The 17,447-nt window shown below is 66.3% G+C and carries 17 protein-coding genes; 10 read left to right on the top strand and 7 right to left on the bottom strand.

Going from position 1 to position 17,447, the window contains the following annotated elements:
• Positions 1-33 precede the first annotated feature (33 nt).
• A complete protein-coding gene (locus UB43_RS02250) occupies positions 34-1,614 on the bottom strand; it encodes a bifunctional 3-(3-hydroxy-phenyl)propionate/3-hydroxycinnamic acid hydroxylase (protein WP_045207989.1) in 1,581 nt (526 codons plus the stop codon).
• On the opposite strand from UB43_RS02250, the gene UB43_RS29470 reads away from it, so the two are divergent.
• Together UB43_RS29470 and UB43_RS02245 are read left to right on the top strand one after the other, a co-directional pair.
• Entirely contained in the window at positions 1,609-1,770 is a 162-nt protein-coding gene (locus UB43_RS29470; protein WP_156160319.1) for a hypothetical protein, read from the top strand. The two genes, UB43_RS02250 and UB43_RS29470, sit on opposite strands and share 6 nt — an antisense overlap.
• 107 nt (positions 1,771-1,877) lie before the next feature.
• Positions 1,878-2,639 carry a DUF599 domain-containing protein gene (locus UB43_RS02245; RefSeq protein WP_045207986.1) on the top strand — a complete coding sequence of 254 codons (762 nt, stop codon included), beginning with the start codon at positions 1,878-1,880 and terminating at the stop codon, positions 2,637-2,639.
• 66 nt (positions 2,640-2,705) lie between these two features.
• Here the strand turns inward: UB43_RS02245 and UB43_RS02240 are convergent, their stop codons facing one another.
• A complete protein-coding gene (locus UB43_RS02240; RefSeq protein ID WP_045207983.1) occupies positions 2,706-2,927 on the bottom strand; it encodes a hypothetical protein in 222 nt (73 codons plus the stop codon).
• Positions 2,928-3,088: 161 nt separating this feature from the next.
• Between UB43_RS02240 and UB43_RS02235 the strand changes: the two genes are divergently transcribed.
• The 7 genes from UB43_RS02235 to UB43_RS02205 all read left to right on the top strand — a co-directional run bounded on the left by UB43_RS02235 (position 3,089) and on the right by UB43_RS02205 (position 10,085).
• Positions 3,089-3,562 (top strand): PaaI family thioesterase, encoded by a 474-nt coding sequence (locus UB43_RS02235; protein ID WP_045207981.1) that lies wholly within the window; start codon positions 3,089-3,091, stop codon positions 3,560-3,562.
• Positions 3,559-4,005, top strand: coding sequence for a PaaI family thioesterase (locus UB43_RS02230; protein WP_045207979.1), 447 nt, complete (start codon positions 3,559-3,561; stop codon positions 4,003-4,005). Before UB43_RS02235 ends, UB43_RS02230 begins: the two co-directional genes overlap by 4 nt.
• Entirely contained in the window at positions 4,006-5,244 is a 1,239-nt protein-coding gene (locus UB43_RS02225) for a hypothetical protein (RefSeq protein WP_045207976.1), read from the top strand.
• A gap of 119 nt (positions 5,245-5,363) precedes the next feature.
• A complete protein-coding gene (htpG, locus tag UB43_RS02220) occupies positions 5,364-7,268 on the top strand; it encodes a molecular chaperone HtpG (RefSeq protein ID WP_045207974.1) in 1,905 nt (634 codons plus the stop codon).
• Positions 7,269-7,477: 209 nt separating this feature from the next.
• Positions 7,478-8,668, top strand: a complete 1,191-nt coding sequence (locus UB43_RS02215; RefSeq protein ID WP_045207972.1) for a DUF4303 domain-containing protein — start codon at positions 7,478-7,480, stop codon at positions 8,666-8,668.
• Positions 8,669-8,726: 58 nt separating this feature from the next.
• Positions 8,727-9,218, top strand: coding sequence for a YfbM family protein (locus UB43_RS02210; RefSeq protein WP_045207970.1), 492 nt, complete (start codon positions 8,727-8,729; stop codon positions 9,216-9,218).
• A 135-nt stretch (positions 9,219-9,353) separates the two neighbouring features.
• Positions 9,354-10,085, top strand: coding sequence for a dienelactone hydrolase family protein (locus UB43_RS02205; protein WP_045207969.1), 732 nt, complete (start codon positions 9,354-9,356; stop codon positions 10,083-10,085).
• Between the two features lie 42 nt (positions 10,086-10,127).
• On the opposite strand, the gene UB43_RS02200 is transcribed toward UB43_RS02205, so the two are convergent.
• From UB43_RS02200 to UB43_RS02180, 5 genes are all read right to left on the bottom strand, one after another.
• A complete protein-coding gene (locus tag UB43_RS02200) occupies positions 10,128-11,408 on the bottom strand; it encodes a cytochrome c (protein WP_045207966.1) in 1,281 nt (426 codons plus the stop codon).
• Positions 11,405-13,642 (bottom strand): molybdopterin cofactor-binding domain-containing protein, encoded by a 2,238-nt coding sequence (locus tag UB43_RS02195; protein WP_045207963.1) that lies wholly within the window; start codon positions 13,640-13,642, stop codon positions 11,405-11,407. The genes UB43_RS02200 and UB43_RS02195 overlap by 4 nt, the downstream gene beginning before the upstream one ends.
• On the bottom strand, positions 13,639-14,130 hold the full coding sequence (locus UB43_RS02190) for a (2Fe-2S)-binding protein (RefSeq protein WP_045207962.1): 492 nt from the start codon (positions 14,128-14,130) through the stop codon (positions 13,639-13,641). The genes UB43_RS02195 and UB43_RS02190 overlap by 4 nt, the downstream gene beginning before the upstream one ends.
• A 171-nt stretch (positions 14,131-14,301) precedes the next feature.
• Entirely contained in the window at positions 14,302-15,555 is a 1,254-nt protein-coding gene (locus tag UB43_RS02185) for a sugar MFS transporter (RefSeq protein ID WP_045207959.1), read from the bottom strand.
• A 146-nt stretch (positions 15,556-15,701) separates the two neighbouring features.
• A complete protein-coding gene (locus tag UB43_RS02180; RefSeq protein ID WP_045207957.1) occupies positions 15,702-16,568 on the bottom strand; it encodes a pirin family protein in 867 nt (288 codons plus the stop codon).
• Positions 16,569-16,698: 130 nt separating this feature from the next.
• Between UB43_RS02180 and UB43_RS02175 the strand changes: the two genes are divergently transcribed.
• The gene (locus UB43_RS02175; protein ID WP_045207954.1) at positions 16,699-17,172 is read left to right on the top strand and encodes a DUF3859 domain-containing protein; all 474 of its coding nucleotides are present in this window, start codon (positions 16,699-16,701) and stop codon (positions 17,170-17,172) included.
• The last annotated feature ends 275 nt before the right edge of the window (positions 17,173-17,447 follow it).

The following is a 17,447-nucleotide window of genomic DNA, read 5'->3' as shown; positions in this document are numbered from 1 at the left end:
GATACGGGATGCCCATGGCCGACCGGTACCCGCTCATGGCCGCAGCAGCGCCTGGCAATGGCGCAGCAGCTCGGCGGCCTGCTCGGGCCGGCCCTGGTGCATGATGATGCGGTCCGGGCGCACCACCGCCAGCGCCGGATCGGGCCAGGGTGCGAGCAATGCGCCGTCGAGGGTTTCGGCGAGATCCGCGCGGCTGTCGTCGCGGGCATGGCCGATCTGCAGGAAGCTGCCGCCCAGTTCCAGCCATTGCTGCTGTTGCGCCGCGTCGAGCCAGTGGCGCGGGTCGGTGCCCAGGCCGACCAGTTGCAGGCGGTCGCCCAGCAACTGGTCGCTCAGGCAGATGCGCCCGGCATTGCGTACCCAGCCCTGGGGGAACAGCCCGCCGCTGACCAGCCGCGCACGCCGCGGGCTGGGTACGAACAGGCCGCGGCGGAAGCGGTGCCTGGGCTTGATGTCCAGCTCCTCGAAGTGCCGCCGCGCTGCCGGGATCAGCCGCAGCGTCTTCATCAGGCCGTGGATCAAGACCGCGGCCAGGGCATTGCCGGGCATGACCAGGCGACCCATGAGCTTGGCCAGGTCGATCATCTCCCGCGCGTGGGGCTGGCGCTCCTGATCGTAGCTGTCGAGTATCTGCGGCTTGGCGCGTCCCTGCAGGACCCAGGAAAGTTTCCAGGCCAGGTTGGCCACGTCGCGCAAACCGGCGACCAGTCCCTGGCCGACGAAGGGCGGGGTGATGTGCGCAGCGTCACCGACGAGGAATACCCGGCCCTGCTGGAAGCGTTCGCAGCAGCGGGCGTGGAAGCGATAGACCGCCTGGCGTTCGATCGTCAGCTGCTGCGGTTCGATCCAGGGCGCCAGCAGGGCGCGTATGCGTTCCTGGTCTTCCATCTCGTCGCGGGTTTCGCCGGGGCGGAGCATGAATTCCCAGCGCTCGCGTCCACCGGGGGCAGGCATGTGGGGTGTCGGCCGGCGGTGGTCGCAGAGGAATTCGACGTGGTCGATGGCCTTTCCCTGGCGCGATCCGGCGTCGACGATCAGCCAGTCCTCGGAATAGCTCTGGCCGCTGAACTCCTGGCCGATCAACCCGCGCACCCGCGAACTTGCGCCGTCCGCCCCGACCAGATAGCGGCAACGTACGTGGTGCTGCGCGCCGGCTTCATCGACCAGGGTGGCGCTGACACCGCCGCCGTCCTGGGTGAACGCCTGCAGCTCCAGGCCTCCCAGGCGGCGAAGGTTCCGGTAGTGCCGGGCCTGCCGGCGCATCGCCTGTTCGAGATCCGGCTGGTAGAAGGTCACCAGCTTGTGGTGTCCGTCGATGCGGCCGCTGGTGTTGGCCTGGCCGAACTGGCCGACGATGGGGCAGTGCATCTTCACCTGGGGGATGACCACGGTTTCGAACGCGTCTTCCTCCAGCCCGGCGAGCTGGAGGATGCGCAGCGCTTCGTTGTCCAGGGCAATCGCGCGGGGCATGGGCAGGATGCCGTGGGCCTTGTCGATCACCAGGGCGTCCACGCCATGGCGGCCCAGCAGGGAAGCCAGCGTCGCGCCGACCGGGCCATTGCCGATCACCAGGACGTCGACGGATTCGGGGAGGAACTCGTTGTTGTTATGCATTGGAAGGTCCGCAGCCAGAAAGTGGGCCCGGATGCTGCTGATCCGGGTGGAGCGGAATCTAACAAAAATGATGAAATCGTCAATATTGGTTTTTTATTCAGAAACCCAGATGGCCTGGTCGGTCCTGGAAAGGCAATGCTGGTGGGTGGGCGCTGAGGGCGAGGGGCGTTGTCCCGGGCAGTGGAATTGGTGTCTCGCGGGCAGGATCTGGCGTCTATCGGCTGCGTATTGACTTCATCCCGCCTCGAATCGCAAGGAAATCCATGACCGACGTCGTCGACCTGTTCGACATCCAGTATTTCTGGAACCTGCTCGCCATCCTCTGGTTCCTCTTCTGCTGGATCGGCTACACCCGCTACGCCAAGACCAAGGCCCGCGACACCGCGTGCCTGGCCAGCGTGCTGCACCTTTACCGCCAGGACTGGATGCGCCGCGTGCTGCTACGCGACAACCGCGTGGCCGACGCCAGCGTGATTGGCAACCTGGAGCGCAACGCATCTTTCTTCGCTTCCAGCACCCTGATCATCCTGGCCGGCATCCTCACCCTGCTGGGTTCTGCCGAGCGCACGATCTCCGTGCTGGCCGACCTGCCCTTCGTCACGGCGCCGACCCGCGGCCTGTCGGAGCTCAAGCTGCTGTGCCTGGCGGTGGTGTTCGTCTATGCCTTCTTCACCTTCAGCTGGTGCATGCGCCAGTACAACTTCGCGGCGGTGCTGATCGGGTCGGCGCCCATGGTGGGGGAGCGCAATGTCGGTGAGCTGGAGCGCAAGTCCTTCGCCGAGCGGGCGGCGCGCGTGGTGTCGCTGGCGGCGCACCAGTTCAACCAGGGACTGCGGACCTATTATTTCGCCCTGGCCATGCTCGCCTGGTTCATCAACCCGTGGATCTTCATGCTGGTGACGGCGGGGGTGGTCGGCGTGCTGTACCAGCGTGAATTCCACTCCAGCGTGCTCCACGTGATGGTCTACACGCCGACGCTGCAGGGCGACGCGCCACGGGACAACGACATTCCCCCCAGCGGCTGACCGGTAAACGACAAAAACGACAAGGCCCGCAAAATGCGGGCCTTGTTGTGTGCGGCGGAAGCGCTGTTACTGCTGCTTCTGCTCGCCGGCGGGCTCCTGCGGCGCGGTGGCCGGGGCAGCCGGAGTAGCCGGGGCTGCCTCAGGTGCCGGCGGGGTGGTCGGCGCCGGAGTTGCCGGCTGCTCGGTCGCGGCGGGTGCGGCCGGCGCTTTCGGCTCTTCTTTCTTGTCGCAGGCGGCAAGGCCGAGACCGGCAACGATCAGCAGAGCGAAGGGAAGGGTTTTTTTCATGCGGAGCCTCCATGTGCGGCTTTCCTGGTGTTAGCCCTTTGAACAGAGGTTGTGTGAATTAGTTCAACGAATATTCCGCAGGCCCTTTAATCCATCACTGCAGGAGTGACAACGCACGGGGTATGATGCGGCCCCGTGCAGTCAATCGGTCGACCCCTCCCATGTCCGAAAACCCACTCCTGGAGCGCGCCCAACGCTTCCTGTCGGCGCTGCGCCACTGCCAGTTGCTGGGCATCAGCGCACACGCGGCGGATGCTTCCGGCCTGACCCTGCGGCTTCCCTACAGTGAGGCCATCGTCGGCAATCCGGAGACCGGCGTGATCCACGGCGGCGCCATCACCACGCTGATGGACACCACCTGCGGCATCTCCACCGTCTGCGTGCTGCCGCAATTCGAGATCTGCCCGACCCTGGACCTGCGCATCGACTACATGCACCCGGCGCAGCCGCACAAGGACGTCTACGGGTTTGCCGAGTGCTACCGGGTCACCCCGAACATCATCTTCACCCGCGGCTACGCCTACCAGGACGACCCCTCGGAACCCATCGCCCACGTGGTCGGCACCTTCATGCGCATGGGCAAGGCGGTTTCCGCCGGCGCCGTGAAGCGTGATGTCGATGGAGGCCAGGGATGAGCGCGGTGAATATCGAGGCGATGGTGCGTGCGGCGCACGACAGCAAGAACTACGACCCGCTGCTGGAGATGATTCCCTACGCCAGGCTGCTGGGCATCCGCTGCCTGCGCCTGGGCGACGACGCGATCTTCCACCTGCCGGCCAACCCGGACAACATCGGCAACCCGACGCTGCCGGCCCTGCATGGCGGGGTGATCGCCGGCTTCATGGAGCAATCGGCGTTGCTGCACCTGCTGATGTTCATGGGCATCCCGCACATGCCCAAGATCATCGACTTCTCCATCGACTACCTGCGCGCCGGGCACTTCCGCGATACCTACGCGCAATGCCAGGTCTGGCGCCAGGGCCGGCGCGTGGCCAACGTCGCCATCACCGCCTGGCAGACGACCCGCACCGAGCCCATCGCCACCGCCCGCGCGCACTTCAAGGTCGATGGCGCCTGAATGGACACGTTGCTGATCCTGCTCGGCCTGCTGCTGATCCTCGCTGCGTACGTCTGGCTGATTGCCCGCGCCTTCGAGCGCAGCCTGTTCTGGGGGCTCGCCAGTCTGTTGCCACCGCTGGCGCTGCTGTTCGTCCTGATTCACTGGCGCCACGCCCGCAATGCCGTCGCCCTCGGTGGACTGGGCTGCATTCCGCTGGTGGTCGGGCTGACCCTGCTGGCCAGCCAGGACAGTGCGCGCCTGGAGGCCATTCTTCGCTTCGAATGGCTCAGGCCCGAACCGGTCGTGCAGCCTGAACTGGCGATCGACCTGCGCGGCGAACTCAACGGCAAGCCCTTCGTGCCCGAGCAGGCCGAGTTCATCGATGGCGTGCTCAGCCTGCGCGAAGGGCAGGACTTCTACGCCCACCGCGAAGTCCAGGTGCGCCTGGCCGCACCGGTCAGCGGCCCGGTCCGGCTCGACGTGTTGCCCGACGACAACGGCCGCCTGCCGGAAATCGAAGTCAGCTGGCTCGCCCCAGGCCAGGACCTGCCCGAGGCGGTGCGCCTGCAGCGTGGCTACAGCCTGCACCTGGACCTGAGGCCCAAGGCGCCCAACCGCATGGAAGGCGTCTTCCACCTGGTCCTGCCGGCCCAGATGCAGACCACGCTGTCGGGTAGCATCGAAGTCTTCACCGACCGCCTGCGCTATCGCGATGGCGAGGTGGATACCCGCTTCGATTCCAGCGATACCCTGCGCTATGTGCTGCAGGACTACCTGGAACGCCGCTTCGCCCGACGTGACGTCGCCATTGGCCGCCTGCCCGTCCTGGATACCCAGCGGTCTTTCCAGGAAGTGCCGTTGACCGTCGAGTTGGACGGAGAGACGCAGGACCTGCAGGTGCAGCTGGAGAAGAATCCGATGCGCGGCTGGGGCGTCCGCGGTGACCACTATCCGCGTTTGAAGGCGGCAAGCGTCTCCGCGGCACCGGCTCCCGCACCCGCCGCAGCCAGGACCTCGGCGCCGGCGACAGCGGAAAGCGGCCGGCTGTCCCTGGAGCGCCTGCTGGCCGCACCCCAGCGCTACGCCAACCGCAGCATGCGCGTGACCACCGAGCGCGGGCGCACCGCCGAGGGCGTCTTCGTCGGCCTGAATGCCGACGGTCGTGTTGTCATTCGTCGGGTCATCGAAGGGCCGGGCGAGGCCAGCTACACGCTGCGCCCCAGCGAAATCACCGATATCGAGTTGCCGGCGCAGTGACCGTCCGCCGGCGCTGTGCCGACGATTTTTCGCCAACCCCTTGAATTGGTTCGGGAAGCCCCCATCTCGCTGACATCGGCCGCATGACGCGGCATTTGTCATCCTCGGAGCGAGAAACAATGAGCGCGGAGACTCAAAAAGAAACACTGGGCTTCCAGACCGAAGTGAAGCAGCTGCTTCACCTGATGATTCATTCCCTGTATTCGAACAAGGAAATCTTCCTTCGCGAACTGATTTCCAACGCCTCCGACGCCGCCGACAAGCTGCGGTTCGAAGCGCTGGCCAAGCCGGAGCTGCTCGAAGGCGGCGCCGAGCTGAAAATCCGTGTGAGCTTCGACAAGGACGCCAAGACCGTCACCCTCGAAGACAACGGCATCGGCATGAGCCGCGAGGAAGTCATCGCGCACCTGGGCACCATCGCCAAGTCCGGTACCGCCGACTTCCTGAAGAACCTCTCCGGTGACCAGAAGAAGGATTCCCACCTGATCGGCCAGTTCGGCGTGGGCTTCTACAGTGCCTTCATCGTCGCCGACAAGGTCGACGTCTTCAGCCGTCGTGCCGGTGCACCGGCCAGCGAAGGCGTGCATTGGTCGTCCAGGGGCGAGGGCGAGTTCGAAGTCGCCACCGTCGAGAAAACCGAGCGCGGCACCCGTATCGTCCTGCACCTGAAGGACGGCGAGGACGAGTTCGCCGACGGCTGGCGCCTGCGCAACATCATCAAGAAATACTCCGACCACATCGCGCTGCCCATCGAATTGCCGAAGGAGCACCACGGGGAAGAGGCCGACAAGCCGGCTGAAACCGAGTGGGAAGTGGTCAACCGTGCCAGCGCCCTCTGGACCCGTCCGCGCACCGAGGTGAAGGACGAGGAGTACCAGGAGTTCTACAAGCACATCGCCCATGACTTCGAGAACCCGCTGACCTGGAGCCACAACAAGGTCGAGGGCAAGCTCGAGTACACCTCGCTGCTCTACGTTCCGGCCCGCGCGCCGTTCGACCTGTACCACCGCGAGGCCCCGCGCGGCCTGAAGCTCTACGTGCAGCGCGTGTTCATCATGGACCAGGCCGACCAGTTCCTGCCGCTGTACCTGCGCTTCATCAAGGGCGTGGTGGATTCCAACGACCTGTCGCTGAACGTCTCCCGCGAGATCCTGCAGTCCGGCCCCATCGTCGACTCGATGAAGTCCGCGCTGACCAAGCGCTCCCTGGACATGCTGGAGAAGCTGGCGAGCAACGACGCCGAGGCCTACAAGGGTTTCTGGAAGAACTTCGGCCAGGTGCTGAAAGAAGGCCCGGCCGAGGACTTCGCCAACAAGGACAAGATCGCCGGCCTGCTGCGCTTCTCTTCCACCAGCGACGAGAGCGGCGAGCAGAGCGTTTCCCTGGCCGACTACATCGGTCGCCTGAAGGAAGGCCAGGACAAGATCTACTACCTCACCGGCGAAAGCTTCGCCCAGGTGAAGAACAGCCCGCACCTGGAAGTCTTCCGCAAAAAAGGCATCGAAGTGCTGCTGCTCACCGACCGCATCGACGAGTGGCTGATGAGCTACCTGCCCGAGTTCGACGGCAAGCAGCTGGTCGACGTCGCCCGTGGCGACCTGGACCTGGGCAGCCTGGATTCCGACGAGGACAAGAAGGCCCAGGAAGAGATCGCCAAGGCGAAGGAAGGCTTGGCCGAGCGCCTGAAGGCCGCGCTGGGCGATGAAGTCGCCGAGGTGCGCGTGTCCCACCGCCTGACCGATTCGCCGGCGATCCTCGCCATCGGCGAACAGGACCTGGGCCTGCAGATGCGCCAGATCCTCGAGGCCAGCGGGCAGAAGGTGCCGGAATCCAAGCCGATCTTCGAGTTCAACCCGGCCCACCCGCTGATCGAGAAACTCGACGCGGAAGCCGACGAAGACCGCTTTGGCGAGCTGACCCACATCCTCTTCGACCAGGCCGCCCTGGCCGCGGGGGACAGCCTGAAGGACCCGGCCGCCTACGTGCGCCGCCTGAACAAGCTGCTGGTGGAGCTCTCCGCCTAAAGCCCTGCCAGGGCTCGAACAGACGCCACGATTTCAGTGCTGAAATCGTGGCGTTTTTCATTGAGCCCAGTGACGGGTGGGACGCGCGGCAGCATTGTTCATACCGAGGGCGGCTGCCGCTTCGACGCGGACTACGCGGCCAGGTTGGTTCGTGGCTTGCGGGCGATGAACGAGCCGCCATGACAGATCAGCGATACCGGAGAGTAGGGATGCCCTCAAAGCAGAAGTTCGACTGGAAGGCCCTGGAAAACGCTGCCGTGGACCATGTGGTGAGCGCGGTGCGGCGGATTCGCCAAACCCATCCGGATGAAGCCGTCTACGGCGCGATGTTTCATGAGTTCTATGGCGACGGCTCGGTCCTCTATTGGCCGATGGTGACGATCGGCACCGAAGAGGTCCTGGCCCGGGCGGCCGCCGACTACGGTGATGATGGCGAGGACTTGCGCTGGTCCGGCCCGGACCTGAGCCAGTGCGCCGAGGACCATGGTTTCGAGCCGGGCGATGAGCAAGATCAATGGGCGACGCGGTGCGCCGAGTTCGCGCAAGCCACGGCCGAGGGCAGCTTCAGCGCCTGGGAGGCAGTCCATGAGCGCTTCCTGCACTGCTTCCCCCGTGCGGCCAGACGGGCCCGCGCTCAGTTGCTCAAGGAAGGCCTGGTCGACAAGCGCTTCATCGCCGTCGCAACGGACGAAGCCGGCGACCTGGTGCCGCTCAGCCTGACCCGCGCGCAGTTGCTGCGACATTTCCCGATGTACGACGAGGCTGAGCGCGAACGTGCGCGCATCGCGGCTCTGCCGCTGGAGGAGCAGGTCGCCGAAGTGGTAGCGCAAGCCGTAAGAGCCGTGCCACCTGGACCTTTGCTCGGCGAGTACGACGCACTAGCCCGCACTCTGGGCGAGGCAGCCGTCCCGGCCCTGCTTGATGTGGTCGCTGGGCGCAGCGCTGGCGAAGCCTGGCAGGCGAGCATGCTGCTGGCCGAGATCAACCACTCGACACCCGAAGTCATCGGCACGCTCGAAGCCACCCTGCGCAACACGGAAGCCAACGAAAGCGAGCGTGCCTGGGCCGCGTCAGCACTGGCACGGCTCGACCGCATGGACCTGATTGCCGCGCATCTGAGTGTGCTGCCCACCGAGGTGGCAGCGCGTGGGCTCAGCGCTCCCTATCGCTCCTTCCGCGATCGTGGCAAGCACCATCCGCTGGACTACCGTCCGCTCGAAACGGTGCTGGAGCAGCACCCGGACATTGCGCCCGCAGTCGCCGAAGCATTGGCGCCTGGCTGCGGCTTCTGCACGCTGGAAGCCGCCGAAGTGGTAGCGGCGCAACAGGGTTTGAACTCGAAGTGGGCCTTCATCCGCGAGCATGCCCGCGATGTGCTGGAGGAGTTCGAGCAGCAGTGATGCTCAGCGGACCACAGCGACAAGCCCTGCGACCTCAACGCACACAGGAAGCATCATCATGGGAATCCAGGCCGTCTACCTGAGCGTGGATGACGCCGTGCTCCAGCGCCTCGCCGAAGCACCGGCCGAAGAGTTGTTCGATCTGGTGGAAGAGCTCGAGGAAGCCGGCTGCCCGCAAGTCGGGCTGGACAAACTGTGGGATGGCCTGCACTTCCTGCTCACCGGCGTGTCGGCCAGTTCGCCGATCGAAGGCAACCCGCTCAGCGAGGCCGTGGTCGGCGTGCAGGTCTTCGACGGCGAGGACTTCATTGCCTGCACAAGGAACGACGAACTACCGGCCATCATTGCTGCGCTCGATGCTGTGTCGATCGATGATGTGCTGGCCTCCGCCGATTTCGCCCGGTTCCGCAAGGCCGGGCTCTACCCGAAGATCTGGACGGACGATCCTGCGCAGCTCAAGGCTGAACTGGAGGAGGCCTTCCGGGAACTGCGCGACTTCTATCATGTCTGCGCCACTGGGCAGCGACATGTGCTCGTCAGCATCTACTGAAAGGGCAGGCGCAGCTGAGACAGACGGCTCTGCTGCCGCTTGCCCTGATTGATCTCCTGTCGAAACCCGAGATCGTTGATTAAGGTTACTCTCGGTTCGATAGGCTTCTCCGGCATTTACTCGAGGAACACCCGAATGAGTCAGATCAGCGTGCAACCTGTTGCCTACAGCCTCGATGGCGTGGCTTTCGAAGGCCAACTGGTGTTCGATGCTTCCAGCACCGCTTCGCGTCCAGGCCTGTTGATGGCGCCCAACTGGATGGGCGTCAGCCAGGGCGCGGTGGATATTGCCCGCAAGGTCGCCGAGCGCGGCTATGTGGTGCTGGTAGCCGACCTCTATGGCAAGGACATCCGGCCCAATGGTCCGGAGCAGGCCGGCGCCGCCATGATGCCGCTCAAGAACGACCGTGCATTGCTGCGCAAGCGCATGCAGCTCTCGCTGAAGACCCTGCTGGAACAGGCTGGCAAGGCGCCGCTGGATACCGCCAAGCTGGCCACCTTCGGCTTCTGCTTCGGCGGCTGCTGCTCCCTGGAACTGGCCCGAGACGGTGCGCCAGTGGCCGCTGCGGTGTCCTTCCACGGCACCCTGGATACGCCGAACCCGGCGGACGCGAAGAACATCAAGGGCGCGGTGCTGGTCCTCGACGGGGCCATCGACCCCTTCGTGCCGCGAGAGCAACTGACCGGGTTCGCCAAGGAAATGATCGACGCCGGCGTGGACTGGGCCCTGACCAGTTACGGCGGCGCCGCGCATTCGTTCACCGATCCGCACGCGCAGATCCCCGGCAAGATGCAGTACGACGCCAAGGTGGCGCGCCGCGCTTTTGCCGCGATGTTCGACCTGCTGGAAGAGCGCTTCGGCGCCTGACCGGATCGGGGGAGGGCATCGCGCCGCTCCCCCGCGCCTAACTCAGCGCAGCTTGGCCACCTTGAACTCCAGGTCCGGCCAGGCGGGCAGGCCGGCGAAGTCCTCACGCAGATAGCGCGCCAGCGCGATGATCTGCTCATCGTTCAGGCTGTTGCGGAAGGCCGGCATGAAGCCCAGCTCCGGCCGCGCCGGATCGCCGATGCCATCTAGGATCACCCTCAGCAGATTGTCCGGCGTGACCGCATAGAGGTTGTTGCTCACCGCCAGCGACGGCCGCACACCATTGAGCTTCGGGCTGTCGCCGTCATGGTGGCAGGCCATGCAGGCGCCATTGAATAGCCTTGCGCCAGTGCCGCTGACCGGTTGCAGGGTGCCGTAGGTGCGCTCTCGCAACTCGCGGGCCTGCTTTTGCGGCGAGAAATCGACGGGCTGTTCCGGCCGGAGGCTCGCGAGGTAGCGCGCCATGGCTTGCAGGTCCGCGTCCGGTTGCTGCGCAAGGCCTGCGGCTACCGCAGCCATGGGGCCGGCGGCGGCGCCGTGGTAGCGCGAGAAGCCGTTGCGCAGATAGTCGTACAACGTCGCCTGGGTCCAGGGAATCGCCGTATGGCCGCTGCCGTCCAGGGGGGGCACCTGCCAGCCGTCCACCGTTGCGCCGGCGAAGCGATCCTTGCCGGTGCGCTCGGCGCCCAGCGCGTTGCGCGGCGAGTGGCAGGCGCTGCAATGGCCCAGCCCCTCCACCAGATAGGCGCCACGATTCCAGGCTGCATCGCGCTGCGGTTGCGGCTGGAAGCGGCCCGATTCGAAGTACAGCAGGTTCCAGGTGGCCATCAGCCTGCGCTGGCTGTAGGGGAAGCGCAGGTGGTTGTCCCTGGGCTGCGCCTTCACCGGTGGCCGGCTCATCAGGTAGGCGTAGAGGTCGCGCAGGTCTTCGTCGCCAATGCGGGTGAAGGCGGTGTAGGGGAAGGCCGGGTAGAGGTAGTTGCCCTGCCGCGAGACGCCCTCGCGCATCGCCCGCTCGAAGGCCTCGAAGGACCAGCTGCCCAGCCCGGTATCGCGGTCCGGGGTGAGGTTGCTGGTGTAGAGCGTGCCGAACGGTGTGGCCATGGCGCGGCCACCGCTCAACGGGGCGCCACCTTCACGGGTGTGGCAGACCACGCAGTCGCCCAGGGCCGCCAGTTTCTGCCCGCGGGCGATGGACTCGGCGCCGAAGCTGTCGACGGCCGGCGGGTCGATGGGCGCGATGCTGCCTTTCCAGGTGATGGCCAGCGCTATCAGGCTGGATGCGGCCAGCGCTGCGATGACGCCCAGTGAGTGGTTTTTCATTTGGGTGGTTTCTCGTTCAGGGCGGCCAGTACCCGCTCGGGCGTGAACGGTGGGCGGGTGAAGCGCACGCCGGTAGCGTCGTGCAGGGCATTGGCGATGGCGGCGGCGCTGGGTACCGAGGCAGATTCGCCGGCACCCAGCGGCGGCGTACCGGGGCGGTCGAGCAGCAGCGCGGTAATCCTGGGCACCTGGGGGAATCCGAGGATCGGGTAACCGCCCCATTCCAGGCTGGTGACCCCGCTGCGGTCGAAGGTGGAATGCTCCATCAGGGCGCGGCTGGTGGCCTGGATCACGTTGCCGTGGACCTGGTGGCGCACCCCGTCGGGATTCACCATCTGCCCGCAGTCCTGCGCCACATGGACCTCGGTCACGCGGACGGCGCCGGTGTGCGGCTCGACCTCGACGTCAACTATCCACGCTGCCCAGGCCGCGCCGAACCCCGGGAAGGCGCTGTGGAAGTAGCGCGCATAGGCGAAGCCGCGCCCGACCAGCAGGTTTCCCTGGCGTGCCTGCGGGTTGGGCGACACGCGCGGCTGCCACTGGGCGGCGGTGGCCAGCGCCTTGATCAGCGTTATCGCACGTTCGTCGTGCAGGTAGCGCAGGCGGAACTCGATGGGGTCGGCGTCGGCCATCTGCGCCAGTTCGTCGATGTAGGACTCATGGGCGAAGACGTTGGGCAGTGCCGATACGCCGCGCATCCACGAGGCGCGGACGATGGGGGCGGCGTCGTTGCAGACCACCCGCATGTGCGCGAAGGCGTACTGCGGGACGGCGGTGCGATCGCCCATCTGGGCCACCTGGGGTTTGGCTTCCACCCGCGAGGTGAGCAGCAGGGCCAGGTTGACGCCATTGTTGGAGGGGTAGCAGGTCGAGAAGTCGTAGGCTGCCACGTCGCCGTTCTCATCCAGCCCGCCGCGGACTTCGATCAGCTGCGCCGAACCCTTGGGCTCCCAGCCGTGCTCCTGTTCGCGCATCAACTGCACGCGTACCGGCCGGCCGACCGCCAGCGCGAGCAGCGCGGCGTCGGCGCTGACGTCGTCGGCGCAGTTGCGGCCATAGCAGCCCGACGCTTCCATCCGGATGACCTCGACCTGTTCCGGCTGCATGCCCAGCAGCGTCGCCAGGTCGGCGCGCAGGTCGTGGGGGTTCTGGCTGCCCGACCAGACCTTCATCAGGCCATCCTCGAAATGCGCGAGCGCACAGGACGGGCCGATGGAGGCGTGCTGCTGATAGGGCCAGACGTAGGTGCGCTGCAGTGGGCGGTGGAGCTGCGCCAGCACCGCATCCATCTGCGTGTCGTCCTGGAGCATGCGCGGCTGCCTGGGATGGGCGCGCAGGGTGGATTCCAGCTCGTCCAGGCCCAGGTGTGGCAGGCCGCTCCAGTGCTTCCAGCGTACTTTCAGCTGGCGGGCAATGTAGATCGCCTGCTCTTCGCGCTCGGCTACCACGCCGATGAAGTCACCTATCACCACCAGTCGGACAAAACCGGGCAGGTGGGCTACGGACTGCTCATCCACTTCCGCCCGGCTCCTGCCCAGCGGCGCGCTGACATCCGCACCGGTATAGGGCGGCCGCACCACGCGGCCATGGAGCATGCCCGGCAGGCGCATGTCGTGCACGTAGGTCAATCCGCCCGTGACCTTGGCCGGGATGTCCAGGCGCGGCACCGAGCGGCCGACCACGCGGTAGTCGCTGTGGGCCTTGAGCGGCGCGTTGGCATCGACCTTCAGTTCGAAACGCTCGCCACGCAGCAGTTCGCCGTAGCCGATGCTGCGGGTGGGTTTGCCCCTGACGAAGATTGCCCCGCCGGCGCAGTCGAGCTGGCGAATGTCGACCCTGAGGTGTTGCGCCGCGCGCTGCATCAGGAACTCCCGCGCTTCGGCCGCTGCCCGGCGCAGCGGAATGGCGCTGACCTGGAGGGTCGAACTGGCGATGGTCGGCCCCTGGTCAGGCGTGTAGCGGGTGTCACCCAGCAGCAGGGTGATCTGCTGCAGGTCGACGTTCAACTCCTCGGCGACTATCTGGGTCAGGGCCGTGCGTATGCCGGTGCCGAGGTCGACGTGGCCGCAGGCAGCGGTGATGGTGCCGTTGCCGGCGATGGCGATGAAGCTGTCGACCTCGTCGAGGGGCAGCACGCCCTCGGCGCCTTGCGCCTGCAACGGGCTCGGCAGCTGAGTGCTGACCAGCAGGGCCGCGCTGGCCTTCAGGAACTCACGGCGGCCGAGCAGGCTCATGCCGGGTTTTCCTGGCCGCTGTTGCCGATGCGCTCGGCGGCCCTGCGCACGGCACTGAGGATCTGCACATGGGTGCCGCAGCGGCACAGGTTATAGGCCAGTTCCTGGCGGATCTCCTCGTCGCTGGGCGAACTGTTGCGGGCGAGCAGGGCCGCGCTGGTCATGATCATGCCGTTGCTGCAGTAACCGCACTGCGCCGCCTGCTCGTCGATGAATGCCTGCTGGACCGGGTGCGGAGCCTCCAGCGTGCCGAGGCCTTCCAGGGTGGTGACCTGGCGCCCCACAGCCGCGGAGACCGGCGTGACGCAGGAACGGGTGGCGATGCCGTCGAGATGCACGGTACAGGCGCCGCACTCGCCCAGGCCGCAGCCGAACTTGGGACCGTTGAGCTGCAGGTCGTTGCGCAGGACGTACAGCAGCGGCGTATCGGCGGCCACGGCGAGGTGCCGGGGCTGGCCATTGACGACCAGCGAGAGGGGATCAGCCACGGGGTGTGCTCCTTCCGGGGAAATCGGTCCCTTGCGCCGGAGAGGGTCGGCGGAGGGAAAAGGACGGAAGTCTTCGGGAGCAGCCTGACGCCAGCTAGGGCGAGCAGGCCGAAAGGACTGTAGGAATCAGGTGATAGGGGCGCAGGTACTGCACCCCGTCAGGGATCAGCGTCAGGCGTTGCCGGCGGGGGCCGTGGCGAGTTGGTCGGCGCGATAGCCACGGGCGCCGAACCAGACGATGTACAGGTAGCACACCAGCGGTATGGCGAAGGAGGGCAGCAGGCCGATGCGGTCGGCGAAGAAGGCCTGCACCAGCGGCATCACGGCGCCGCCGACGATGGCCATGCAGAGCAGGCCGGAACCTTTGCTGGTGAGGTTGCCCAGGCCTTCCAGGGCGAGGGAGAAGATGGTCGGGAACATGATCGAATTGAACAGGCCGATCAGGATCAGCGCCCACATCGCCACGTGCCCGCCGATGCTCAGCGCGATGCCGATCAGCACCGCGATGGCCACGGCGTTGAAGGCCAGCAGGCGGTTCGGCGCGATGGCGCGCATCAGGGCGCTGCCGATGAAGCGCCCGACCATGGCACCGCCCCAGTAGAACGACAGGTACTTGCCGGCCTGGTCCGCCGGCAGCCCGGCGATGTCCGGCTGGCCCATCAGGCTGACCAGGTAGCTGCCGATGGATACCTCGGCACCGACATAGCAGAAGATCGCGATGACCCCGAAGATCAGGTGGCGGTGGGCGAAGATCGACTGGCGCCCGGCCACGCCGTCGGTGGGCTCGCCGTGGTGGATCTTTGGCAGGCGGAACAGGGCGATCAGCACGGCGATGGCGAACAGCAGGCCGGCCAGTACCAGGTAGGGTGTCTTCACCGAGTCCGCTTCGCTGGCGGCGGAGCCGCCGATCTGCGAGGCGGCACCGGCGCCGATGGCGAGGATGGTCACCGATCCCACCAGCGGGCCGACCGTCGTGCCCAGGGAATTGAAGGCCTGGGTCAGGTTCAGCCGGCTGGCGGCGGTGTGCGCCGGGCCGAGTATGTTCACGTAGGGGTTGGCCGCGACCTGCAGCAGGGTGATGCCCGAGGCGAGGATGAACAGCGCGGCAAGGAAGAACGGGTAGGACTGCGAGCCAGCCGCCGGGTAGAACAGCAGGCAGCCGATGCCGGCGGTGGCCAGGCCGACGATGATGCCGCTCTTGTAGCCGACCTTTTCCACCAGGCGCCCGGCAGGGAAGGACATGATGAAGTAGGCGCCGAAGAAGCAGAACTGGACCAGCGAGGCCTCCACGTAGGACAGGGTGAAGACTGCCTTGAGGTGCGGCACGAGGATGTCGTTCAGCGAAGTGATCAGGCCCCACATGAAGAACAGCAGGGTCAGCACGGTGAGGGCGCTGGTGTGGCGGTTGGCGGTCGACTGGTCCATCACGGACTCCTTGGGCCAGAAGTAGCGGGCTTGCCGTCGGCAAGGGTTCGGGGCGCGCGATGTTGCGGCAATCCGCTGCGCGAGTCCTCAGGCATTCGCCGGTTTCGACAGCGGGGCGGCGATTTCTGATCGGCTTCTCTGTACGGCTAGCGTGGTAGCTCGATGCGTTCCAGTTCGCCCGGCACCGTTGGCCAGTCGCGGGCGGCCCAGCGTTCGCGAGCACTGTCGATCAGCTCGGGATCGCTGGCGACGAAATTCCAGTTCATCCGCCGGGGACCGTCCAGCGCGTCGCCACCGATGATCACCGCGTGGCAGTCGCCGCAGGCGGAGAGGGTGAAGGTTTCGCCTTCGGGCAGTACCACCAGCTGGTGCAGCGGCAGCGATTCATCGTCCAGCAGCGCTTCGCCTTCGATCAGGTATAGCGCGCGCTCGGGGTGTTCGTCCGGGATCGCCAGGGTCGCGCCGGCGCCGAGTTGCAGGTCGGCGTAGAGCGTCTTCGAACGCACCGGCACCGGCGACTCCAGGCAGAAGCCGGTGCCGGCGATCATGCGGATGCGCACGCCCAGGCTGTCGCTCTCCGGCAGGCTGGCGCTGGCGTGGTGGCTGTAGCTGGGCTCGCAACCTTCCAGCTCGCGCGGCAGGGCCAGCCAGACCTGCAGGCCGTGCAGGCGCGAGCCGCTGTGCAGCAGGTCGGCCGGGGTCCGTTCGACATGGGCGACGCCGCGCCCGGCGGTCATCCAGCTGACGTCGCCGGGCAGCACGAGTTGGTCCGAGCCGAGGCTGTCCTTGTGCTGTACCTGGCCTTCGAACAGGTAGGTGAGAGTGGACAGGCCGATGTGCGGGTGCTGGCGGATGTCCATGCCGTGTTCCGGCGCGAAGCTGCTTTCGAGCATGTGGTCGAAGAACACGAAGGGCCCGACGCTGCGGCGCTGGGCCGAGGGCAGGGGCCGCAGGATCGGCACGCCCTCGACGTCTTCGGCGCGCGGGCGGATGGCTAGCAGGCTGTCGCTCATGATGGTGTCCAGTGGTCCGATCCACGCATGATAGACGCTTGGCGCCGCGCCGACCCGTGCGGCGTCAAGCTGTCATCAGGCTGTCACGGCGATGTCATAGCCTCGCGCGGACCCCAACAAGGAGCGCGACATGTCCATTTCCCGCCTGCCAGCAGTCCTGGCTCTCTCCCTGGCATCTGCCTTCGCGTCCTCGGCCTTTGCCGAAGTGCGCGTCAACGGCCCGGTCGAGTACGGCGTCTTCGTCAGCAACTACAAGGACTACCAGCCGGGTGAGCGCGTGCTCACCCGCAGCGAGCAGGAGATCGAAGCCACCACCCGCGTGCCGGCCAAGCTGGGCACCAAGTTCGGCATGCGCTACCAGCTCAGCGGCAAGCAGGAAGGCGATACCCCGCTGACCCTGCTGTACTTCACCCCCGGCGTGGTGACCCCGGACGGCCAGCGCCACGACAAGCTCGAGGTCGTACAGAAGCTGGTCGTGGGCGCGCCCACCGACGTGATGGCCTACCAGTTCACCGAGAACCACGAGGTTGTCCAGGGCCAGTGGCGCTTCATGGTGTTCCAGGGCGATCGCCTGCTGGCGGAGAAGACCTTCACCGTCGAATAAGTCTCGCTGTATGAAAGAGCCCGGCAATATGCCGGGCTTTTCTTTGCCTGCTGAAAGACACGGATTACATCCTTTCCATTGGCAGGGGGGAAACAGTTTGTTACTTTGCCTGCACGATAGTCCCAACTCCCGGCGTGCAAGCAGAAGAGGAGAGGGGGCCAAAGCGCTCGCAAGCGCTCTGGCAGGAGTGTTACTGCACGGTGGCCCGGCTTGTCCGAGGTCGTCGGCAGCCGAGAAACGAATAAGAACAGCGCCGGCCGCAATGACCGGGGCGA

The organism is Pseudomonas sp. 21, assembly GCF_000955805.1.
Lineage (GTDB): Bacteria > Pseudomonadota > Gammaproteobacteria > Pseudomonadales > Pseudomonadaceae > Pseudomonas.
The sequence above is the reverse complement of the archived record's forward strand: the minus strand, read 5'-3'. Positions and strand labels throughout refer to the sequence as shown.